We start from the raw sequence: 23,569 nt of genomic DNA on the forward strand, positions 1-23,569 counted from the left end.
CAGTTGCTTGGCACACAAAAAAACCTTTGCTTCCCCGGCAATTTCCTCCCAATTTGCCGGATCTGGAAGCAAAGGTTTTTTGTTTTCTGCATTTCAGCCAGATATCAAAAAACCCTCACAGCATAAGCAATGAGGGTTCAGAATTAATGGCAGTCTGTCAGACCTTACGAGTCCCAATTGCCTTTGGCAAAGGTCAGCGTTAACCACCCGTCAATCTCGCGACGATGCACAAGCTTCAATCCCTGCTGCCCATATGCAGAAATGATCCGTGGACCGTGCTCAGTCCGCAAGCCGGAAAGAACCAGCGTGGACTTGTGCGCAAGATTGCTACACAGTTTAGCAGACATCTGCATCAAAGGCTTTGCAAGGATATTGGCAACAACCAGATCAAACGGGCCAAACTCGTTAAAGCGTCGATCATCTACACCAGCACCGGTAAACGCTTTGAAGTGAGGCCCCACATTGTTCTTGCGTGCATTATCAATCGCAGCTTCCACTGCAATAGGATCGATATCGGTCGCCAGAACTTCAGAACTAGTCAGCTTGGCAAGGGCAATGCCCAGAACACCTGTTCCGGTACCCAGATCCAGCATGCGGTGGTATTTGTGCCGCTTCAACAAACGCTGAAGTTCCAAGAGGCATCCTTCAGTCGTACCGTGATGACCGGTACCAAAGGCCTGCGCCGCTTCAATCTCGATACCAATATCAGACTGGCCGACAGCATCACGATCATGCGCACCATGAACGATAACCCGATCCGCGCGAACCGGCTTCAGACCTTCAAGGGATTTGGCGACCCAGTTGATGTCAGGCAACGCCTCAACTTCAGCAAAGCTTGGAATAACGCCGCCTTCAAACTGATCAAACAAACGCATTTCAACCAGATTGATTGCGTCATCAACTGTAGATTCCAGAACCAGCACTTCTGCGGTCCAAGTTTTTCCGTCCTTGGAGCTTTCAAAGACGGCAACTGGGAACCCGTCATCTTCAAAGCGTGCCTCCATAATATCGGAGAGTGCTTTTGCTTCAGCCTCAGGTGCCGGAATGCGAACCCGGATCGTGTCCATGCAAAATCCCTTAGTTACGATGAGCTAACAAAACTCAGTGAAAACCTTTGCCTAGGCGTATAGAAGGTGCAGCTCCGAAAAGCCAGTGCTCACGAGGTTTTCTCGCGCTCTGCAGCATATTCACAGGGAACAAGGCTAAGTATTGTTGAACCAGAAACCGGCATCGCAGGCTTGGAACCATTCAGCGGGCGAAGCTTCTTGGTCGGGTCTATCACCATCAGCACAATGGCCGTTTCCGGCAAGGTCTCCTGAAACTCGGTCCAGCCATAAGTCTCTGTCAACTCACTGGCTTTGATGAACCAGCCTTCACGGATCTTCGTTTCAAGGTCGTTATAACTGTGTTCTGGTGTCAGGAAGGGGCGACCACCAAGTGTCACAACACGGCGAAATTTTTCCTTCTCGCTTTGCTCTTCTGAAGGCGCAAACTGATACACCTCCCCTCGCCCCATAAGTGGTCCAAAGTTTGTGGTCACCAACGCATTGTAATCATCATTGTCGGTCACAGCGAGCAAAACGCTGTAGTCCTCAAGCGGGAGCTCGTTCTCAACTTCCTCAGAAAGAACCTCGCCATAATGGTTCGCAAGTCCGGCATTGCGCGAAAGCCGCAGTTTGCCCCAGTTGCGATCAACAGTAAGACTTGGAACATCCAGCGTTTTCAACTTGGTCGCAAGCGCAACGCTAAAACGGCTCGCCCCTACGATCAGTAAACCCGGCCCGGAATGACTGGAAAGCCCGAGCCACCGCGCAAACGGCCCAAGCGAAAACCCATGCGCAAACACAGTTGCAACCACTACAGCAAACGACAGAACCGCCAGCCGCTCCCCATCAGGAGCCCCATGCTCAACAAGCGACCTTGCAAACAAGCCGGAAACTGCAACAGCAACAATGCCGCGCGGCGCAATCCACCCAACCAGCAAACGTTCTTTCCAGCTCAGATGAGCACCGATGGTTCCAACCCAAACCGAGATAGGCCGGATCACGAACAACAGCACCAGAACAAACGCCAGATCCTCGAAACCAAACTCAGCAAGACTGCCAAGCTGAACGGAAGCTGTAAGCACAATAAACACAGAAGACACCAGAATGATCGTGACCGCCTCCTTAAACCGCTTCAGCTCTTCAAGACTGGCAAGACGAGAGTTACCAAGCACCAGCCCAAGAACCGTCACCGTCAGCAGACCAGATTCTTCCAAGACCAAATCAGAAAGTGCATAGGCGCCCATCACGCTCACAAAAATCAGCGGAACTTTGAGAAACTCAGGAACGCGGCCACCGACAAACAGCCAGATCAACCCACGCCCCAGCGCCCAGCCACCAACACCACCAAACAGCAGCCCAGCCACGGCCCGGATCGCCAGCACCCAAAAACCATGGTCTCCATGATAAACAAGGTAGCCCTCAAACATGAACACCGCGAGCAGCGCTCCAAGCGGATCAGCAAGGATTGCTTCCCAGCGCAACAGCGAACTCACCCGTCGCTCTAGTCTCGCCTGACGCAGCAGTGGAATGATGACAGTTGGGCCGGTCACAATCAGGATGGCTGCGAACACAAGAGCCGATGGCCAGCTTAATTCAGCTAAGTAATGAGCATTCAGCGCACCCAATAAGAACGCAATCAACGCACCGATAAGAACGAGCCGCCAAACCGCTTTCTCAACACCGCCAATACGTTGAAAGTTAAGGGAAAGACCGCCTTCAAACAGAATAACGGCAACGCCAAGCGCAACAGTTGGACGCAATAAATCACCGAACAACGCAGTTGGACTAAGAACACCTGTGGCAGGACCAATGAGAAAGCCAGCAACAAGCAGAAGGACGATTGCAGGCAAAGACCATCGCCAGGCAAGCCATTGTGCACCAACACCTGCCACACCAATCATCGCAAGCGCGAGAACCACCTCATTCATTGCCACCTCCCAACACAACTTAGAAGAGAGATAGCACAATCTACCCTAAAGGTAATTAACGCTTGAGTTGCAGCTTATGCCCGCTCAACAAAGCTATCGAGCACTTTCTTTTGGCCAGCTTTCTCAAAATCGACGGTAAGCTTGTTCCCTTCGATATCGCCGATCAATCCATAACCAAACTTCATATGGAAGATACGCTCACCGATCGCAAAATCACTTCCTGCCTCAGTCACGCTTTTGGCAACCAGCTCGCCTTCAATGGTCATCGGGCCAGCCTTCTTAGCCCGACGGCTCTGGTTACCACCATGCATTTTGCCATACTGCTGCCCGGAAGCCTGCGCCTTGCGCGCGCGCTGCCAACCCGGCGTCGAATACTTGCTCTGGAACGGATCACTGTTGTCAAACCGGCTGGCACCATATCCACCGCCAGCACTGTTCAGACCATACCCACCGTAAGAGCTGGAAGCCTCAACAACCTCAACGCTGTCTGCAGGCAGCTCATCAAGAAACCGCGAAGGAATACAGGATTGCCAGGACCCATGAATGCGGCGATTGGAGGTAAACCACACCTTCACGCGCTTGCGGCCACGGGTAACACCCACATAGGCAAGACGCCGCTCTTCTTCCAGACCAGCCTGCCCTGTCTCATCCAATGCCCGCTGGTTCGGGAACACGCCTTCTTCCCATCCCGGCAGGAAAACCGTATCGAATTCAAGACCTTTAGCGGAATGAAGTGTCATGATGGACACCGCATCCTCTTCCGCATCACTGTCCTTATCCATCACCAGCGAGATGTGTTCAAGGAAGCCAGCCATGCTCTCAAACTCTTCCATAGAGCGGATAAGTTCTTTCAGGTTGTCCAAACGCCCCGGCGCTTCAGCAGATCGATCCTGACGCCACATCTGGGTGTAACCACTCTCATCAAGAATGATCTCCGCCAGCTCTGTATGGCTCATGGTCTCAACCTGATTGCGCCAGTTCTCCAACATGCCCAGCACATCCGCCAGCGCAGCACGAGCTTTCGGGCGCAGTTCATTGGTCTGCACCAACTCTTCCGCAGCAATCATCAGCGGAATAGCACGTTCCCGTGCATAAGCATGAACGATTTTCAGCGTGGCTTCGCCAAGCCCACGCTTCGGCGTATTCACGATACGCTCAAAAGCCAGGTCATCTGACGTCTGCATAACACAGCGGAAATAGGCGAGTGCATCACGGATTTCCATGCGCTCATAAAAGCGCGGACCGCCAATAACTCGGTAGTTCAAACCAAGTGTGACGAACCGATCTTCAAACTCGCGCATCTGGAAGGACGCCCGCACAAGAATGGCCATCTCATTTAGGGAATGCCCATGGTTCTGGAGCGCTTCAATCTCATCACCAATGGAACGCGCTTCCTCCTGAGAATCCCAGGCCGAGGTCACCTGCACCTTCTCTTCTTCCTCAGATCCCATCTGGTCAGTGAAAAGGGTTTTACCAAGACGGCCCTGATTGTGGGCAATCAGATGAGAGGCAGCAGATAGGATGTGGCTGGTCGAGCGATAGTTCCGCTCAAGACGCACTACAGTCGCACCCGGGAAATCCTGCTCAAATCTCAGAATGTTATCGACCTCAGCACCGCGCCATCCGTAAATGGACTGGTCATCATCACCAACACAGGCCACATTCGGATTGCCCTGCGCCAGCAAGCGCAGCCACATATACTGCGCGATGTTGGTATCCTGATACTCATCCACCAGCATATAACGGAAGCGATGCTGGAAGCTCTTCAGAACGTCGTCATGCTCTTTGAAGATCGTAATGCAGTGCAGCAGCAAATCACCAAAATCACAGGCGTTCAGAATAGATAGTCGTTCCTGATAAGTCTCATAAAGCTTGCGCCCCAAGCCATTAGCGAAGGACTGAGCTTCACCAGCTGAAATCTGTGAGGGTGTAAGCCCGCGGTTCTTCCAGCTGTCCAGCAGTCCGGCAAAAGTCTTTGCCGTCCAACGCTTTTCATCCAGACCTTCCGCTTGAATGATCTGCTTGATCAAACGAACCTGATCATCCGTATCCAAAATTGAGAAGGACGACTTCAATCCAACAAGCTCAGCATGGCGGCGCAAAATCTTCACACAGATCGCGTGGAATGTGCCGAGCCAGGCCATACCTTCAACGCCATCACCAATATAAGCGCCAATACGCGTTTTCATCTCGCGGGCAGCTTTGTTGGTGAAGGTCACAGAAAGGATCTGCCCCGGAGTGGCGTGACCTGTTGCCAGAATATGCGCGATACGTGTTGTCAGAACACGGGTCTTACCTGTCCCGGCACCTGCAAGCACAAGCACCGGCCCGTTGATCGTTTCAACAGCAAGTCGTTGTTCTGCATTCAATCCTTCCATGTAGGCTGGGGCGTTGGTTTGCCGTGCAGCCATGGCCCTCGCCGCTATACCACCTGCCTTGGGCTGTGGTGCAGCCAGAGGATCAGCAGGGTGAGCAGGTATTTCGCGATGGTGTGGGCCAGAAGAGTTTGCCATTGAGCTCGTTAGATCCTTTGAACGCATACCCCTCTCAAATCAGAGGGAGAATCTCCAATACTTAACGAAGAACAATATAGCAACAACATTGAAGAAGCGAGGCGTCAGCAAAGAGATACACATCGTTTTGTAAGGTGAGACATCTTCACTCAGTAACTCTTGCCTCACACTTGCTTTGCTCTGTGATGTTTTATCAAGCCAGATCCCGGATACTTGAAAAACCGGGAGCTGCCTTAGCGATTTGAAGAGGAAGTATGCGTATACCTTCCACAGGGAATAACTCAGTTTAGCAACGGGAATATCTTCACTTCCGAAAGACAAAAAACACTGTAACAACCTGAAAGAAAAACTATGAATACTGGTAAGTTACACATGACACGCCGGAACGCCCTCATTGGCATCTCCGGTTCCTTACTGGCAGCACCTGCTCTGGTTTCCTCCGCCCAGGCCAACCACCACGGCTCCACCGATTACACCAACAAGACGCTGACAATCAGCCCATTTTCACTTGCCATCAGTGAAATGGCGACAATGAAGGCCAGCAATCCATTGGTGCGCCAGTTTGCAGAGCTGGAAAGCGAAGAACAAACTGCAGTCTCAAAAGTAATTGAATCCACAGGTGCCACACCTCCCCCGCGTCCGGCCGCTCTGGAAGACATCTACAAGAAGCTGGAAGCCGAAAACGGTGAGGATTTTGACCGTCTATACATCTCCGCTGAAATCACTGGTCATGAGGACTTGCTGAAGGTTCAATCACCGGAAGCAGGTAAAAAGCCCGTGAACGTGGATGTGGCAACAGCAACTATTCTGGTTGCCTTCATCCATACCCATCTGGCAATGCTGGCAGAGATCCGCAAGCAAATTGGCTAGGCAACTCATTAAAATACCTTAGGAAACGCCGGTGGCGCCGCCGTGCCCCACTGGTGTTTCTAATGGAAAGCCCCTTCAAGCTCTCAATCACATCCTCAAATTTTGCTCAATTACCGCGGTTTCCTGAGAGATGTCGCTAAGATTTCCTGCCCACTCTCACCCTCATGGATGTTGCTCTTGAAGAACATCTGACCGCAACTGGAATGGAGCTTGAGATATGCCGAAGGTCATTTGCAGATATAAAAACTACGACGAGTTCTATAAAAACCGCACAAGCATCTGGGCAGAAATCAGACGCCGAATGGATATACATGCTGCGGACACTGCAAGCTTCGACAAACTCATCTTTCAAGGCAAGGCTGCAATCCGGCTGACCTACGACAACCATGTCGAAGACGCAGCTGAGATGAAGAAGGCACGGTCTAATATCGCTACGCTTGAAAAAGCAAAAGCAAGAACCTACCGTTTTGTACAGGCTTCCAAATCACTGGAAGAGGATATCTCGGCAAAACACAAAATGCTCAAAGTGCTGGAAAGCCAGCTGAAGCAGCAGGATAAAGACCCAAAGACTGATCCCAACTATCGCGATACGGCGAAAGAGCTCAAAAAGCTGCTCAAGGTTCAGCCAGCGGTCAAAAAGAAAATCCGGGAATACGACAGTGCCCTGCAAGCGCTTGAGAAGGCTGAAGCAGATTACGACCCGCTGAAGAAGCAGATTGAAAAAACCATCCCAATGAGCGTTCAGACAGACGGCAAAAACATGATGCTCTATATCGGCGGACGTGCCGAAGCATCTGTCCGCCTAAGAGCAACACTGGCGCAGAAGTAGGTTTTGCCGCAAACCTACCAATGCAGCGAGAGGAGCCCCAAAGCTCCCTCGCTCTTTTGTTATTGATCGCCGACCAGCTCGAACCAGTCATCTTCGGAGATAACCTGAACGCCAAGGCTTTGCGCTTTGGTGAGTTTGGACCCAGCCTTCGGACCTGCGATCACCAGATCAGTTTTCTTGGAAACAGAGCCAGACACTTTCGCGCCCAGACTTTCCGCACGAGCCTTTGCTTCATCCCGGCTCATACGCTCCAAACTACCTGTAAACACAAGCGTTTTTCCCGCAACTGGACTGTCAGAGCTATCCGCAACAACCACATCAAGCGGTGTGATCTGGTCAATCAGCGCAGCAAGAGCGTCGCGATTATGTTCCTCTGCAAAGAACTCCACCAGAGCATTGGCAACCGTACCGCCAATTCCGTCAATGTCGTTGAGTTCGCGATAAGCCTCTGAAGTTGTGTCAGTTGCTGCAATCATAGCCTCAGCAAATGCACTCCAGGAAGAGTACGCACGCGCCAGAAGCTTGGCATTTCCTTCACCAACATGGCGAATACCAAGCCCGAAAATCAAACGGTTCAGTTCAATTTGCCGTTTGCTATCAATAGCTTCAAACAGCTTGCGCGCAGAAACAGCCCCAAATCCTTCACGAGACCGCAGTTTATTGAGAGACCCCTTATCCCGTTCCGCTAACGTAAAGATGTCCGCTGGTGTGCGAATACCACCTTTATCCATGTCATATTCGTAGAACGCTTCCACCTGCTTCTCGCCCAGTCCTTCAATATCGAAGGCATTGCGAGAAACAAAATGCTTAAGTTTCTCAATCGCTTGCGCAGGACAAATCAAACCACCGGTACAACGCCGAATAGCATCTACCTTGCCGGAGTTCGGGTTGACTTCGCGAACAGCATGAGAACCGCAGGCCGGGCATTTCTCAGGATATTCAAACGGAGCTGCATCTTCAGCCCGCTTACCCAAGTCCACATCCACGATTTGTGGAATAACATCACCGGCTCTCTGGATGATTACCGTGTCGCCAACGCGGATGTCCTTGCCATCTCGAATGGGTTCACCATCCTGACCAATGCCTTTGATGTAATCTTCATTGTGAAGAGAGGCATTAGAAACCACAACACCGCCAACCGTGACAGGTTCTAGTTTCGCAACTGGCGCCAGAGCACCTGTCCGGCCTACCTGAATTTCAATGGCGTTGAGCGTTGTAAACGCGCGCTCTGCTGGAAATTTATGAGCAATTGCCCAACGCGGTGAGCGCGAAACGAAACCAAGACGGCCCTGCAGATCCAGCCGGTCCACCTTGTAAACCACACCGTCAATATCATAACCAAGACCAGAGCGATCCTCCTCAATCCCATGATAGACACGCAAGAGTTCCTCGGCGCTCTCGCAACGCTTCATCAGCGGGTTGATCTGGAAACCCCATTTGCCAAACAGCTCTACCATGCCCATCTGCGTATCAGCCGGAACTTCACTCATATCGCCCCAGGCATAGGCGAAGAACTTGAGCGGACGTGTCTTGGTGATCTCAGAGTTCAGCTGGCGCAAGGACCCTGCCGCCGCATTGCGCGGGTTTGCAAACACCTTGCCGCCATTGGCTTCCATACGCGCATTCAGCGCCGCAAAGTCCGCATGGCTCATGTAAACTTCACCGCGCACCTCAACCACATCCGGCACACCCGCAGGCAACTCCTGCGGAATATCCTGAATGGTCAGCGCGTTAGCAGTCACATTTTCACCCGTGGTACCATCACCACGGGTCGCTGCATAAACCAGCTTGCCGCTCTCATAGCGCAAGGAAAGGGAAAGACCATCAATCTTCGGCTCAGCCGTCACCGCGAGGGCCCCCATCAGCGGATCGTATTTCAGGAAGCGGCGCACCTTGCCAATGAAGTCCTGCACATCCTCATCAGAAAAAGCATTGTCCAATGAGAGCATCGGCACCGCATGAGTGACCTTGCCAAACCCGTCAGCAACAGCACCACCAACCCGGTTGCTCGGACTGTCTGCCCGCACCAACTCAGGAAACTTAGCTTCCAAAGCCTCGTTCCGGCGGCGCAGCGCATCATAGGTCGCGTCATCAACAATCGGCGCATCTTTGGTGTGATAGGCTGCGTCATACTCAGCTATCAGCCCCGCCAGCCGCTCCAGCTCCAGCGCAGCTTCTTCCGCGTTCAGGGCTTCAATTTCTTTTTGAGAGGTATCAGCAAGGCTCACCGGTCTACTCACCTGTTTAATCATCAACTGGGGATTAGTCTTATCGCCACCGGGAATAACACACCACCCGGAACAGCCAAGATTTAGACAGGAATTACCCTGAGCCCAAGAAAAGTTAGCCCACGAGTTTACGCAGTTTGCGTTGCTTTGCGTGATTTTGCGTTGATCTGCGTTTTTTACGTGAAATCTGCGTTCCTATGTATAAGGGCGGCACAGGCTCAGGTCGCCCCAAACCCTTCATCCTTTTTACGCTCATCCGAAAGGGAGTTATCCCCCTCCTCAATATCGTCCGCTACACTAACTTGCATGTCATCAACACCCACCAGCCGCGTTAGCACCGCAGCCAGTGCCAGCGCCGTAAAGATTGGTCCCACCGGGAAGCCATGGGCCGCCAGCGCGATATTGACGATTGGCAGAAGATAAACCGCAAACAAAAGGAGCGGCGCCACAAAAGGAGAATCCGCATCATCATCAAACAGACCGGTCCGCGTCGCATAAAGGTAGAGCGCCGGAGAAAGCACTGCATAGTCCCAGAGAAACAGGAAAGGCGTTGCCAGCAAAACACAAAGTGTCACGGCAAGATTGCGGGCAATCGGTTCACGCTCACGCATAAACAGCCAGAACACCACCACGAACGCCAAAACCGTAAAGGGCAATTGCACAAGATATCCAGCCGTCGCAGAAAATCCAAGCGCACGCATCGCACCAAATGCAGACGGGATCAGATAAAGGAAACTGCCATCACCCTGGTCCATGACAGTTGCCAGCAAGGACGGAACCGTATCCAGATAGATCCACCAAAGACCAGACCCAAAGAACACAGCAGAGGCATCAACAAGAAACGCCACCGTCGCCACACAGGCACACAGCGCGATAATACTGCGGTGCGCAATCAGTATAATCGGGATCAGCATAAACAGCTCAGGTTTGATGGAAACACACCCAAGTAACACACCCGCCCACGCCGGATGCCGATCCAGCAAGCGCAACCCGCCATAAAGGAACCCGCCAGCCAACATCCCAAACTGACCGTAAAACAGGTTCACCAGAGTTGCTGGGGCAAAAATGAAGAAGGTGAAAGCTCGAATAGGTGCTTTTCGGCTGAAAGCAACACCAAACGAGAGCAACGCTCCCATTCCCATCCAGAGGCTGTAAGCCTGCAGGTAAGTCAATCCAGACAACGGAACCAGAAAGACCAGCAAACTTGGCGGATGCACCCACGCATAAAAGCCAGAGCCACCAGCCACATTGCGCTGTACCTCGCCATAGAACCAGCCAAAGTCATAAAGCTGCGCCGCCTGCCCTGCCACAGCCATGCGAGAGGCCAGCAGAAACTGATAGAAGTCACCGCCCACCCTGCGCAAATCGAATCCATCAAGGCCCATCACCGATCCAAACAGATACAGCGGATAGACCACCGCAATCAGCAGCAGCGCGATGACAAAATAGATCTGTAAGCGGGCGAACGAGATAAACATCTACCGGCCTCCATCTATGCGCTACCCCTAATTTACTTTCAGTTTTCAGATGGGGCTCTGCGCAGACACAAATTCTTGGTTGCCGGAGAGTTTAAGAGATATCAAGTTAATTATTTGAATACGCTACGTAATTTAAGAATATCTTAGGAAAATGAAACAATGTTTGCGCAGAAAAGCTGAATTATTCTACGCATTTCAGAATAATCTAAAATTTAATAAATCCCTACCTACAACTTATTCGTTAAAGATATCACCAGATAATTCATTAAGAAATTTGACTGAATTGTGTCACGAGCCTACTAAGCCCCCACGTAATTATGGGGTATATGGAATTGAAAACTTATCTAGTAGTTGGCGTTGTTGCATCCAGCGTTCTTCTCGCAGGTTGCGGCACAGTTGTTCGCGGCACAACTGAAGACATCAAGATCTACGTGGAGCCTGAGCACGCGAAGATTACTTCAACAACAGCTCATTCTTGTGTTGGTCCATGCGTCATCAACGTACCACGCAAAAAAGAATTTACGCTGACCGCATCTGCGCCTGGCTATCAGACACAGGTCATCGATGTTGAGACCCGCGTCAGCGGCAAGGGCGCAGCTGGCATGGCTGGTAATGTCTTGCTTGGTGGTGTAATCGGCGTCGGCGTTGACGCAGCAACCGGTGCAACTCTGGACCACTATCCAAACCCGGTTAACTTCATTCTCAAGCGCGGCAAAGGCTCCCGTAAGCTGACCCCTGCTGAGATTAAGCTGATGAACAAAGCTAAAACCCCAACTTCTTAATTGGGCGATTTTGTAAGGGGCATCGGCTCAGACCATGCCCCTCACATTCAATAAGCACATGACCTTGGCTCATCCAAATAAGGTCCACTCCCAAAACGCTCTGCCCACCACTCCCTCCTTGATTTTCAGCGGTAACTAGGGAACTCTCCCTCCTGCAATCAGGAGTTCCAATGACTGCCCCTCAAGACGCGAAGCGTGTGCCTCTCATTGAGGCGCGAAACATCTCAGTCATCAAGCAAGGGCGCCAGCTCTTTCACGCCTATTCTTTCAAGCTTTATGAAGGCGACAAACTGTGCCTCAGCGCTCCTTCCGGTCGTGGCAAAACAGTTCTCCTTCGCATTCTCGCAGGGCTGGATAAACCAGAGGCAGGAGAGATGCTCTTCAACGGCGTCTCATACACAGCAGGCGGACGAACGCAGCTTCACAAACAGCTCAACTGGCTGCCTCAACGCGTCAGCCCTTTGGCAGATCACATTCACGATGCCCTGCTGGCTCCGTTTGAGCTGCAAGCCAACCACAAACGCAGGCCATCAGATGTTCAGATGCTGAAGGCTCTCATAGCAGCAGGTCTGCCCAACGCAACACTCGATCAGGCAACAAGCAGCCTTTCTGGCGGAGAACGTCAACGCCTCGCACTCGCCCGTGCACTTCTCCTCCAGCGCCCGTTATGGATTGCAGACGAACCCACAGCTGCCCTCGACAAAGCCCATGCCCTCGCCTGTGGCGACCTGCTGATGGATAACGCCGGGACACTACTGGCTGTCACCCATGACGCCCACCTTCAAAGCAAGATTGATCAGGTAATTGAACTGCCCGAACCTGCACAGCCAGGCCCACAGGAGCATGCGCAATGACCTCAAATGTCGCGTGGAGTGATCTGGCTCTCTTTTATCTCATAGCGATCATCCCGTTGTCCCTACTCTGGACCATGGGCCTGAAGGACCTCTCCCGGGATCTGGCAATATCCATCGCCCGCATGAGCATTCAGCTGTTGGTCATCGGGTTCTACCTGCAAACTGTCTTCGATCTGGACAATCTGGCCCTCAACCTGCTCTGGCTGGTTGCCATGGCGACGATCGCCGCGATCACATCGGCTGGCCGCGCTCAGATGCCCCGCCTCAAATCAGCAGCACCACTCACCGCAGCAGTCCTGATTGCCATGCTGCCCGTGCTGCTGATGTTCATCCTCATCCTCAGCCGCCCTGTGCCGTGGTATTCCGCACAGATAACCATCCCCATTGCAGGCATGCTGCTTGGCAATGCTTTGGGCTCACTAGTCATTGCCCTGCGCCGCTTTAATCTGAGAACACCGGAAGATAAGGAACACATCGAACTGCTCACCACCATGGGCGCCACCAAGCTCGAAGCCAGAAGGACACTCGTCAAGGCCTCCCTGCGTGCCGCAGCCTCTCCCGTTATCGCCAGCATGGCAACACTGGGGCTGGTCTCGCTACCCGGAATGATGACAGGTCAGATCCTCGGTGGCTTCAACCCGATCGAGGCCGTCCAGTACCAGATCGCCATCATGCTCGGCATCTCCGCCACCCAAACTCTCGCTATAATTCTAGCCCTCCGCTTCACCATCTATATGGAAGCGGAGTACGAGTGCTGATCAACACCAGAAGAGTACATCCAGCTAAGCTTCAAGCCCCTAGAAAGCCAGCAAGCAAACGACGGGCAGTCTTCTTTGCCCGCTGAGCCGCACCAAGATCCGCTTGCACACGTGCTCTGGTGATTGCTCCATCCTTCAAAACACTGAGCGCATCTGTCAATTCCACACTGTCATCCTCAGACAACCCCAGAAGCGCAACAGCAGCAAGAATCAGCTCCTCGACGGCCTGCTTGTGCTCCACGCATTTCTGATAGATCGCACTCTCCGGCTGCCCATACTCACCGCTCACATTGATAAAGAAGCACCCACGAAAAGCATGCAACGCCTCTTCTCGGTCATTGAACCAGTCATCAAGAGCATCAAATAATTCATCGATTTTGCCAGCACCGGTGTCGACACGTTCTAGACGCTCGCCCAACCACTTCAAGTAGGCATCATTTCGATAGTCCAGCACAGCCAATACCAACTCATCCTTGCTGGCAAAGTGGTTGTAGAGCGTTTTCTTGGCGACACCCGAGGCCGCAAGCACCTCGTTGATGCCCACAGCATGCACGCCCTTCTCATAAAACAATTCAAAGGCACCGAGCACCAAATTCTGACGCTTCGCGGACATACCAGATACTCCATATTTAAATCTGATTGACAGAGGTATACCGAATTGTCTACTTACACAAGTAGACCAATCGGTCTCCTTAAAAATAAACATGAATGCACGGATATCCCAATGGCACAGTTTGAGAATATCTTCAGATCCTCTGGCAACCCTTTGCCTGCAAAACATCCACTCAGTCACATTCTCGTTGGAGGGCTTGGCGGGATTGTTGCCATCGCAATTCTGGCATTGATGGATGGTAGCCTCGAAGCTGCCTTGCTGCTCGGCTCCTTCGGCGCATCCTGCGTTCTCATTTTTGGATTTCCAGAAGCACCCTTCTCACAGCCAAGAAACATAATCGCAGGCCATGGTCTGAGTTCGTTTGTCGGACTGCTGCTCCTTACATTGTTCGGTCCCACTTGGTGGGCACTTGCTTTGGCAGCAGGGCTGGCAATTGCGTTGATGATGGCAACGCGCACCGTTCACCCGCCAGCAGGCTCAAACCCGGTCATCATCTTTCTGGCTCAGCCAGGCTGGGATTTCCTGCTGTTTCCAACACTAACAGGCGCTGTATTACTGGTGATCGTGGCGTGGGTTTTCCTAAAACTCAGCAAACGCTCAGCCTATCCCGCCTACTGGTGGTAAGAAGGCAAATTTAAAGGGGAACACATGCCGGCAAAGAGGAAGAGCGCGTTAAATCAGCTCTTCTTGGCCCATAAGACGCTTGGCTGCGGCACGGGCCTCTTCGGTGATAGTGGAACCAGCGAGCATCCGGGCAATCTCTTCGTGACGGTCGCTCTCAGCGATCTCAGTGACACGGGTCGCAACACGGTCTTTCTCCACCTCATCCTTGCGGATCAGGAAGTGACCATTGGCACGCGCTGCCACTTGCGGTGCGTGCGTTACCGTCAGCACCTGAACACTGTTCGCAAGGCGGGCAAGACGCACGCCAATCGCCTCAGCCACTGCACCACCCACACCGGTATCAATCTCATCAAACACCAGTGTCGGAGAAGACCCTTTGTCTGCCAGCGACACCTTCAACGCCAATAGGAAGCGGGAGAGTTCACCACCAGAAGCAACTTTGAACATCGGTCCTGGACGGGTGCCCGGGTTGGTCTGCGCCCAAAACTCGACAGTGTCGATACCGGACGGCCCGCGTTGCTCAACATCACTCTCGATATTGATGATAAACCGCGCCCGTTCCAGCTTCAGGGCTGGAAGCTCAGCATGAACAGCAGCCTCAAGTCCCTTAGCAGCCTTCTGGCGCTTCTTTGAGAGCGCAGCCGCCAACTTGTCATAAGTTTGCTTGGCGGCCTCCACAGCGCTTTCCAGCGCTTGCAGTTTCTCTTCACCAGCATCCAGATCGGAAAGATCACCTTCCATCTGCGCCCGCAGTTTAGCAAGGTCATCCGGCTGCACAGAATATTTACGAGCCGCAGCCCGCAATGCGAACAAACGCTCTTCCGTCTGCTCCAGCTCTTGCGGGTCAAAATCGGTATCACGCAGCGCCTGTTCCAAACCACCGCGCGCTTCCTCCAGCTGATCCAGAGAACCGCCGATAGCTTCAACCACACTTGTCAGATAGTTCGGCGCCAGATCAACCTTACGCTCAAGACGGCGCAATAAACTGGAAAGCTCAGGGATTGGAGAGGCTGGTCCGTCAAGCGCCTCATAGCCCTCGCGCAGATCGCCCGCGATCTTCTCCACTTGCATCATATCCTGACGACGCAAAGCAAGCTCATTCTCTTCCCCATCACGAGGGTCAAGCGCGCTCAGCTCATCAGCACTGGAGCGCAGATAATCCGCCTCACGACGGGCTTCCTCAATGCGAGCAACATGATCCTTCAGAGCCTTCTCAGCACTACGAACCGCTTTCGCGCTCTGCCCCACCTTCGCAGCATCACCTTCCAGCCCCCCAAAGCTGTCCAGCAGCTGACGATGGCTCTCAGGATCAATCAGTGCACGGTCATCATGCTGTCCATGAACCTCAACCAGCAACTCTCCGATCTGCCGCAGCAAACCAGCACTTACCGGTGAGTCGTTCACAAACGCACGTGTACGTCCATCAGACGCCTGCACGCGGCGCAAGATGATATCGCTATCGTGTTCTAGTTCATTTTCCTGAAGAAGGGTGCGCAGAGGATGCGCCATTGGAACGTCGAAAACCGCGCTCACCTGACCGCGGTCCTGACCATGCCGAACCAGTCCGGCATCCCCTCGCCCACCAAGGGCGAGGCTCAAACTGTCGAGAAGAATAGACTTACCTGCACCGGTTTCACCCGTCAGAACACTCATGCCGTCGCTGAAATGCAAATCCAGCTTATCAATGAGAACGATATCCCGAATAGAAAGCGATGCCAGCATGGTAGTCTAGGAAACTCCGATTCCTTGAAAGGCTTAAAGGAGTTTCATATCCCCAAATGCCCTGCTAAGCCAGCTGCCTTTGTTCTCATGTGGCTCCAGACCGCCCTTTTTCAAAAGAGAAAACGCATCTTTGTACCACTGGCTCTGCGGGAAGTTGTGTCCCAGCACTGCTGCAGCTGTCTGTGCTTCGTTCGTCACACCAAGCGCATAATAGCTTTCGGTCAGACGATAGAGCGCTTCTTCAACGTGGCGGGTGGTCTGATAATTGCTCACCACAGTCTTGAAACGATTGATGGAGGCAAGGTAGTTACGGCGTGCTAGGTAGTAGCGGCCAACTTCCATTTCCTTACCAGCCAGCTGATCTTCCGTCGCGCGGATACGCTGACGAGCCTGCTTAGTGTATTCAGAATCTGGGTAGCGCTGAACAACTTCACGCATTGCTTCCAGCGCTTTGGCAGTCACAGCTTGATCACGACCCACATCTGGGATCTGACGGAAGTAGGACTCACCAATAATGTAGAGCGCGTAAGCAGAATCCTTATTACCAGGATAAAGCGAAGTGAAACGTTCAGCGGCAGAAATCGCTTCAGGATACTTACCCATTTTGAAGTTCAGGTAAGCAATGTTGATCAGCGATTTACGCGCGAATTCGGAGTAAGGATAGATGCGGTCAAGCTCGTAGAACTTTTTCGCTGCTGCTTGTGTGTCGCCAGAAGCGCGAAGAGCCAAAGCTTCATTGAACATCACTTCCGCAGGCGTATCATCCAACGCAAGATCGTCAACATCATCCTTGGTTGCACAGCCCGCAATAACGAGTGCCAACGCCAAAGAGGTATATCTAATCGCTCTTTTGAGGCGATTAGCCCCCAAAGCAGTCCCGGCAGCATCTGAACGCAGCAATGTTTCCGACTCCTATCGTGTTGGGATTCGGGTAAAATCCCTCCCAGTTCACGCTTCTATCTCAATGTTTGGATAACGTCACGTAGTACCACAGCATTTGCCTCGAATTTATGTCGGAATAGAGGCAAAAACCGTTGAATAACTATTTTAGCCTCAGGAGACGTTAGGGCCAAATGCTGCAGCCTGCAGTCCGCCAATCAATTCGGCATGACCTTTTTCGCGTCCATGACGGTCTTCCAGAGCAACATCAGCTTCAACAATCTCAAAAGCATCCGGGTTCTTGAAAAGCTCCACAAGGATGCAGTGATTCATACGGTGACCGCCTTTGTAGGAGCGGTACTCGCCCAAAATAGGCAGACCAGCAAGAGCAAGATCACCGATTGCATCAAGGCTTTTGTGACGTACAAATTCGTTTGCCCAACGGGTTCCTTCAGGGTTCAGAACGCGATCACCGTCAAGAGCAACGGAGTTCTCTAAAGAGGAGCCCATGGCAAAGCCAAGCTTCCAGAGCTTCTCAACATCCTGCACGCTACCAAAGGTACGGGCACGGGAAATCTCATCACGGAAGTAATCAGGTGTCAGGTCAAACTTGAGCTGCTGACAACCAATTTTCTCGTGATCGAAATCGATGGTGATGTCAAAACGGGTGCCGTCAAACGGGTTGAGTTCACACCACTGATCACCGGAAACGTAACGAACTTTTTCTTTGATGCGGATAAAACGACGCTTTGTGCCAAGCGTTTTCAGGCCAACACGGTCGATAGCTTCAACGAATGCTTCGGAGCTACCATCCATGATTGGCATCTCAGGTCCGTCAATGTAAGCGGTCACATTGTCAACGCCCATACCGCGCAGAGCAGCCATCAGGTGCTCAACGGTAGAGATGCCGCTGTCATGAGGATCACCAAGTACGGTGCACAAAGAAGTTGCAGTGACTTCCTTCCAGTTTGCTTCCGTCTGCACGTAGCCGCCCTTGGTGCTACGATGGAAAACAATGCCGGAATTAGCGTCTGCAGGGTGAAGAGTAATGGAAGCTGGACCGCCGGAGTGAACCCCAATACCATTCAAGGTTACACTGTCTGCAAGCGTTGTCTGTTTTTCGACACGCATTCCCATATTGTTCCAGCCTTTATCATTCCGCTCCAGGTACATACTGAACCTCATGAGCCACTACTTTCGAATACCCTCTGCGGGTTGGCTGGAACATAGCTCTTGGAGCTTACCAAATAAAATAAAGCTTTATTACGGTTTGTAACGTCCTGAAAATTTTAGGTACATTTACCGACAATTTCACTTAAAAACGCAAAGCAGCAACCCGGAAAAATCCGGATTGCTGCTCGAGAGGCGCGAGTTCTGTTGATAATCAGGTGGCTTGGCGGCGCAGGAACGCCGGGATTTCCAACTGATCATCTTCGATCATCTGAGAGCGTGCAGGCGCAGGGCGTCCACCAGCGTCCAGAGTCCCGGCTGCACCGTGATTCTGGGTCTCAGTAGGACGAGGCGCTGCTGGCTGGCGTGGAGCCTCAGCAAACGCATCTGCCTGCACTGGTTCATGGTGCTCCATGTGCTCATCTTCACGGCGGCCAAGACCACCAGTCAAACGGCGCAGAAGACCCATTGGGCGGCGCTCTTCTTCCAGATGATGCTCATCATGCTCTTCAACCGGCTGAGCCATAGTGGCTGGTGCTGGCTGAGGAGTTGCAGTTGCCGGCTGTGGAGCAGGCGCTGCAGCAGGAGTTTCCGTGTGCGCACGAATTTCACGCTGTGCAATTGGCGGAAAGTCTTCAACACGTGGCATACGTGACTGAGGCTCTGCCTTTTGTGCAACAGGTGGAATAAATGGCTCAGGAATATTGGTAGGCTCGTCAAAAGCCTGCGTTGGTTCCTCAAGTGCATCATATTCCTGCACAGGCTCATAACGACGGGCCTGATAAGGAGCAATTTCCACTTCCGGGTCAGTTGCAACAGCAACCGGCTCAGAGTGCATAAGTGTTTCGGCTGCTGCGGAGCCCATCGCGCGCATCGCACGAACTGGGGTGGGTGCAGGAGCTACTTCTACCGGCGCAGCTACCGCTGGACTGGGCGTAGGCGTAGTAGCGCTCTGCAGACGCTCTGTGAGTTCAGCCATACGAACCTCTGCAGGAGAGATATCTTCACGCAGCTCTTTGTCGATGCCAGTGGCAACAACAGAAACGCGGATAATACCGTCCAGAGATTCATCGAAGGTCGCACCAAGAATGATGTTCGCTTCTGGATCTACTTCCTCGCGGATACGAGTAGCAGCTTCATCAACTTCAAACAGCGTCAGATCGTTACCACCAGTGATGGAGATAAGCAGACCGCGCGCGCCCTTCATAGAAGTCTCGTCAAGCAGCGGGTTAGCAATCGCAGCTTCAGCAGCCTGGATGGCACGCTGTTCGCCGGATGCTTCACCGGTACCCATCATCGCTTTACCCATGCCACGCATTATGGAGCGTACATCAGCAAAGTCGAGGTTGATGAGACCTTCTTTGACCATCAGGTCAGTGACGTTCGCAACACCGGAGTACAGCACCTGGTCAGCCATGGAGAAGGCATCGGCAAAGGTGGTCTGTGCATTCGCAATGCGGAACAGATTCTGGTTTGGAATAACAATAAGAGTGTCAACATTACGCTGTAACTCTTCGATGCCGGCTTCGGCAACACGCATACGTCTGGACCCTTCAAACTGGAAGGGTTTGGTAACCACACCGACGGTCAGTATACCTTGTTCACGCGCAGCACGAGCAACAACTGGCGCAGCACCGGTACCGGTGCCACCACCCATACCCGCGGTGATAAACACCATATGCGAGCCGGACAGGTGATCGTTGATCTCGTCAATAACTTCTTCAGCAGCAGCTGCACCAACTTCAGGCTGGGAACCAGCGCCCAAACCTTCAGTTACAGCAACGCCCATCTGGATAACACGCTCAGCCTGGCAAAGTGCCAATGCTTGCGCATCCGTGTTTGCAACAACAAAGTCACAGCCCTGAAGACCGCTCGTTACCATGTTATTTACGGCGTTTCCGCCACCGCCACCAACACCGAATACGGTGATCCTGGGCTTCAATTCCTGAATATCAGGCATTTTCAGGTTGATTGTCATATTAACCTCGCGACCCTAATAACATGCCCGAAGTCGGGCACGTCGTTCTTCCTCTCGTGCGTCCGCCGCATCTGGCGAAACTCGTGATAGTGGGGGTTATGCGATCCCCACTAGAAACTTTCTCTAATCCACTGACCAACTCGAGCCAGATAGCTCCCGCGCCCTTTAAGGCCACGGCGTTGGTGCCGGGGTTCGAATTGCTCAATCTGTGCCACCTGCGGATAAATCAGCAGGCCCACAGCTGCCGAGAACGCCGGACCCTTGGCTTCCTCTGGCAAACCGGAAATACCCAGCGGACGCCCCAGACGCACACTGCGCCCAAGAATGCGTCGTGCCGTTTCAGAAAGACCAGTCAACTGACTGCCCCCACCTGTCAGCACAACACGTTTGCCCACTCGGCCTGCAAAACCAGAAGCGACAATCCGGTCTCGCACCATCTCCAATATTTCTTCAACGCGCGGGCGAATAACCCGCGTCAGCATCGCCCGGGGGATCTGCGTTGGCAGATCGCCATCCGTATCCACGGGCGGCACCTGAATAAAATCACGGTCGTCCACCACACTTGGCAGGGCCGACCCATGTAAAACTTTCAAACGCTCAGCAGCTTCCATCCGTGTGGAGAGCGCGCGCGCCACGTCCATGGTGACGTGATTACCGCCAACAGCCAGCGCATCCAGATGCACCATCTGCCCATCAACAAAAATCGAAAGCGTGGTTGTGCCACCACCCATATCAATACAGGCCACACCCAGCTCAATCTCGTCTTCTACCAGCGTGGAAAGGCCTGCCGCGTAAGGCGTCGCAACCAGTGACTCCACTTGCAGGTGTCCACGCTCAATACAAAGCTCCAGATTACGCACCGGCGGCACTTCTGCTGAAACCACCTGCATGTCCACGCCCAGCTTGCGGCCCATCATGCCACGCGGATCGCGAATGCCGCGGTTACCATCCAGCCCGTAGGAGATCGGCAGCGCATGCATCACCGCTCGTCCCTCGGTAGCCGTATGGGTAGACCCGGCAGCCAGCACACGCTGAATATCGGCCTCAGTCACACCTTCAGTTCCAAGCGGCACAGTGGCGGAGAAGATCTCGCTCTGCAGACGGCCACAGCTGACGGTCACCAGCAGCGTTTCCACCATCACACCGGCCATACGCTCGGCCTGATCAACCGCGCGGCGGATCGCCTGTTCAGCCTGATCCATGTCCACAACAACGCCAGACTTCATGCCAGCAGACGCCTGATAACCGTATCCCAGCACCTCAATGCCATGCGAACGGCCCGGCATCAGGTCTTCCTCGTCACCGGGCACCAATTTCGCGATAATACAGCACACTTTCGTGGAGCCGACGTCCAGCACAGAAACCACAACAGATCTGCGGCTTGGCAAAGGCCGCATCCGCGGCAGAAAAATCACGTTCTTATTCGAGCTCATGTGTCCCTCCCGGAGTTGGAGGGCGTACCCCGTTGCTCGATGGTGGTTTTGCGGCGAATGGCGGCGTCATCCGAAAGACGCACCACAACGCGATCCTGCAAACGCAGGTCCACCGCAACGATATCGCGGGAGAGCAAACCACCTTGATCATCTAGCTTCTTAAGTTCAGCCAGCGCATCGCCAACATCAAATTCTGGAAGACGCACTGTAATTCCGTTTTCCAAGGCAAGATCCCAACGTCGTTCGGAGCGCAGCTTTGCAGCGCGCACCCGGGCACGGATACCTGGGAAATTGTCCAGCTCGCTCATGATCTCACCAGCACGCAGCTGCGCACCGTGATTGACCACGCGAAGCAAATTCGCATAACGGCCATCCACCTCATCGGTAATGACCTCGCCTTTTTTGGTGATGACAGACGTAATGTCCCCACGCTGCCAGAGCGCATAAGGCTCTTGCTCTTTGATCATCACACGCAGCGTACCGGGGTAGAACTTCTGGATGGCCGCATTCCGGATCCAGGCAATATCTTCCAGACGCTCTTTCGCGTCAGCTGCATCAAACAACATCAAAGAAGGGCGTTCGTGAAGTTCAAGCGCTTCCAGCACCTGAAACTCAGTAACACGCTGCAAACCTTCCATTTTGATCTCATTCACCGCGAAACCAACGGAGGATGTAACTGATTCGCTCACATTACGTGCGTGTCCACCCAGCGTAATGCCATAGGCAGCGGACAAAGCAAGGAAGCCAAAAGCACCCGCAGTTGGTGCCCAGGATGGGATAAGTGCAAAAAATCCAGTGACCCCCCAAGCGGGTCTCTGGTGCAAACGCGATACGCCACGACTTCTGAAGCGATAGCTCCAGACGCCTGTGCGTTCCCGCAATGCATCAAATTTTGCCTTTATCTTCCGCAACTTGCGTCCTCCACGATCCAACTCACCAATTCTTGGAAATCATGCCCGGCATGTGCCGCGATTTCCGGGAGCAGTGATGTTGGCGTCATGCCGGGTTGAGTGTTCACCTCAAGACAAATCAGTTCTCCTAGGCCACCGGGTCCTTCGTTAAAACGGAAGTCGGCGCGTGTAACGCCGCGACACCCCAGAGCCTGATGTGCCTTGAGACTTGATTTTTGTATTTCTTGGTAAACAGATGGTAAAATTTCCGCAGGAAGTATGTGTTGTGAACCGCCTGGGACGTATTTTGCGTCATAATCGTAATAAGTGTGACCCAGCGGTACAATTTCTAGTACCCCTAACGCCACATCACCCATCACCGCGCACGTCAATTCGCGACCTGGGATGTAACGCTCGACCATGAGCAAATCACCATACTGCCAATCTTCGCGTGTCAATTCCTGCGGAGGATGCTCTTGCCCCTCCTTCACAATCAGCACACCGAAGGACGATCCTTCATTGATTGGTTTGATCACATAAGGCGGTTCCATCACATGACGGCGCGCAGCATCCGCGCGGCTGACCACAACGGCATTGGCAACCGAAACACCAGCTGCCATCATCACGGCCTTCGCCTTTTCCTTATGCATGGCAAGCGCAGACGACATCACGCCAGAATGGGTGTACGGAATATCGAGAACTTCCAGAATACCCTGAATAGCTCCGTCTTCACCAAACGGCCCATGCAGCGCATTGAATGCCACGTCCGGTTTCAACTCCTGAAGCACAGCAGAAATGTTGCGGTCAACATCCACACGCGTGATCTGATAACCAGCCGCTTCCAGAGCGTCCGCACAGTCTTTGCCTGAAGACAGAGAAACAGGTCGCTCAGCAACCCATCCACCCATCAAAACTGCAACATGCTTGGTCATCACAAAACCCAATCCTGATTTAAACGCCTAAAACAACACGTG

Annotated in this window: 19 protein-coding genes; 6 read left to right on the top strand and 13 right to left on the bottom strand. The window is 52.9% G+C overall.

Features of this window, described 5'->3' with window-relative positions:
- Positions 1–164: 164 nt before the first annotated feature.
- From BM231_RS06905 to BM231_RS06915, 3 genes are all read right to left on the bottom strand, one after another.
- Positions 165–1,067 carry a 50S ribosomal protein L11 methyltransferase gene (locus BM231_RS06905; protein WP_093517968.1) on the bottom strand — a complete coding sequence of 301 codons (903 nt, stop codon included), beginning with the start codon at positions 1,065–1,067 and terminating at the stop codon, positions 165–167.
- Positions 1,068–1,156: 89 nt separating this feature from the next.
- Positions 1,157–2,974, bottom strand: a complete 1,818-nt coding sequence (locus tag BM231_RS06910; protein ID WP_093517970.1) for a cation:proton antiporter — start codon at positions 2,972–2,974, stop codon at positions 1,157–1,159.
- A 74-nt stretch (positions 2,975–3,048) separates the two neighbouring features.
- The gene (locus tag BM231_RS06915; protein ID WP_093517972.1) at positions 3,049–5,487 is read right to left on the bottom strand and encodes an ATP-dependent helicase; all 2,439 of its coding nucleotides are present in this window, start codon (positions 5,485–5,487) and stop codon (positions 3,049–3,051) included.
- Positions 5,488–5,859: 372 nt separating this feature from the next.
- Between BM231_RS06915 and BM231_RS06925 the strand changes: the two genes are divergently transcribed.
- On the top strand, positions 5,860–6,357 hold the full coding sequence (locus BM231_RS06925) for a DUF4142 domain-containing protein (protein WP_208860158.1): 498 nt from the start codon (positions 5,860–5,862) through the stop codon (positions 6,355–6,357).
- A 217-nt stretch (positions 6,358–6,574) separates the two neighbouring features.
- The gene (locus BM231_RS06930; RefSeq protein WP_093517976.1) at positions 6,575–7,186 is read left to right on the top strand and encodes a hypothetical protein; all 612 of its coding nucleotides are present in this window, start codon (positions 6,575–6,577) and stop codon (positions 7,184–7,186) included.
- 59 nt (positions 7,187–7,245) lie between these two features.
- Here the strand turns inward: BM231_RS06930 and ligA are convergent, their stop codons facing one another.
- Together ligA and BM231_RS06940 are read right to left on the bottom strand one after the other, a co-directional pair.
- The gene (gene ligA, locus BM231_RS06935) at positions 7,246–9,414 is read right to left on the bottom strand and encodes an NAD-dependent DNA ligase LigA (RefSeq protein ID WP_093517978.1); all 2,169 of its coding nucleotides are present in this window, start codon (positions 9,412–9,414) and stop codon (positions 7,246–7,248) included.
- A 218-nt stretch (positions 9,415–9,632) separates the two neighbouring features.
- Complete coding sequence (locus BM231_RS06940) at positions 9,633–10,892, bottom strand: glycosyltransferase family 87 protein (RefSeq protein ID WP_093517980.1); 1,260 nt, start codon at positions 10,890–10,892, stop codon at positions 9,633–9,635.
- A 326-nt stretch (positions 10,893–11,218) separates the two neighbouring features.
- On the opposite strand from BM231_RS06940, the gene BM231_RS06945 reads away from it, so the two are divergent.
- From BM231_RS06945 to BM231_RS06955, 3 genes are all read left to right on the top strand, one after another.
- Positions 11,219–11,674 carry a translation initiation factor 2 gene (locus BM231_RS06945; RefSeq protein ID WP_244527147.1) on the top strand — a complete coding sequence of 152 codons (456 nt, stop codon included), beginning with the start codon at positions 11,219–11,221 and terminating at the stop codon, positions 11,672–11,674.
- A 170-nt stretch (positions 11,675–11,844) separates the two neighbouring features.
- Positions 11,845–12,528, top strand: a complete 684-nt coding sequence (locus tag BM231_RS06950) for an ATP-binding cassette domain-containing protein (protein ID WP_093517993.1) — start codon at positions 11,845–11,847, stop codon at positions 12,526–12,528.
- The gene (locus BM231_RS06955; RefSeq protein ID WP_093517995.1) at positions 12,525–13,286 is read left to right on the top strand and encodes an ABC transporter permease; all 762 of its coding nucleotides are present in this window, start codon (positions 12,525–12,527) and stop codon (positions 13,284–13,286) included. Before BM231_RS06950 ends, BM231_RS06955 begins: the two co-directional genes overlap by 4 nt.
- Before the next feature lie 31 nt (positions 13,287–13,317).
- Here the strand turns inward: BM231_RS06955 and BM231_RS06960 are convergent, their stop codons facing one another.
- Positions 13,318–13,899, bottom strand: coding sequence for a TetR/AcrR family transcriptional regulator (locus BM231_RS06960; RefSeq protein WP_093517997.1), 582 nt, complete (start codon positions 13,897–13,899; stop codon positions 13,318–13,320).
- A 111-nt stretch (positions 13,900–14,010) separates the two neighbouring features.
- Here BM231_RS06960 and BM231_RS06965 point away from each other — a divergent pair, with 111 nt between their 5' ends.
- Positions 14,011–14,523 carry an HPP family protein gene (locus tag BM231_RS06965; RefSeq protein WP_093517999.1) on the top strand — a complete coding sequence of 171 codons (513 nt, stop codon included), beginning with the start codon at positions 14,011–14,013 and terminating at the stop codon, positions 14,521–14,523.
- Positions 14,524–14,571: 48 nt separating this feature from the next.
- Here BM231_RS06965 and recN read toward each other — a convergent pair whose 3' ends face one another.
- From recN to BM231_RS07000, 7 genes are all read right to left on the bottom strand, one after another.
- Positions 14,572–16,245 (bottom strand): DNA repair protein RecN, encoded by a 1,674-nt coding sequence (gene recN, locus BM231_RS06970; protein WP_093518001.1) that lies wholly within the window; start codon positions 16,243–16,245, stop codon positions 14,572–14,574.
- 33 nt (positions 16,246–16,278) lie between these two features.
- Positions 16,279–17,145 carry an outer membrane protein assembly factor BamD gene (locus tag BM231_RS06975; protein WP_093518003.1) on the bottom strand — a complete coding sequence of 289 codons (867 nt, stop codon included), beginning with the start codon at positions 17,143–17,145 and terminating at the stop codon, positions 16,279–16,281.
- Positions 17,146–17,298: 153 nt separating this feature from the next.
- The gene (gene lpxC / locus BM231_RS06980; RefSeq protein WP_093518500.1) at positions 17,299–18,261 is read right to left on the bottom strand and encodes a UDP-3-O-acyl-N-acetylglucosamine deacetylase; all 963 of its coding nucleotides are present in this window, start codon (positions 18,259–18,261) and stop codon (positions 17,299–17,301) included.
- Between the two features lie 247 nt (positions 18,262–18,508).
- Positions 18,509–20,272: a cell division protein FtsZ gene (gene ftsZ, locus BM231_RS06985; RefSeq protein WP_093518005.1), complete on the bottom strand. Its 1,764-nt coding sequence runs from the start codon at positions 20,270–20,272 to the stop codon at positions 18,509–18,511.
- A gap of 110 nt (positions 20,273–20,382) precedes the next feature.
- Positions 20,383–21,705, bottom strand: coding sequence for a cell division protein FtsA (ftsA, locus tag BM231_RS06990; RefSeq protein WP_063289938.1), 1,323 nt, complete (start codon positions 21,703–21,705; stop codon positions 20,383–20,385).
- On the bottom strand, positions 21,702–22,616 hold the full coding sequence (locus BM231_RS06995; RefSeq protein ID WP_208860161.1) for a cell division protein FtsQ/DivIB: 915 nt from the start codon (positions 22,614–22,616) through the stop codon (positions 21,702–21,704). The genes ftsA and BM231_RS06995 overlap by 4 nt, the downstream gene beginning before the upstream one ends.
- Entirely contained in the window at positions 22,604–23,527 is a 924-nt protein-coding gene (locus BM231_RS07000; RefSeq protein ID WP_093518007.1) for a D-alanine--D-alanine ligase, read from the bottom strand. Before BM231_RS07000 ends, BM231_RS06995 begins: the two co-directional genes overlap by 13 nt.
- Between the last annotated feature and the right edge of the window lie 42 nt (positions 23,528–23,569).

This window comes from Pseudovibrio ascidiaceicola (genome assembly GCF_900114245.1).
Taxonomy (GTDB): Bacteria; Pseudomonadota; Alphaproteobacteria; order Rhizobiales; family Stappiaceae; genus Pseudovibrio; species Pseudovibrio ascidiaceicola.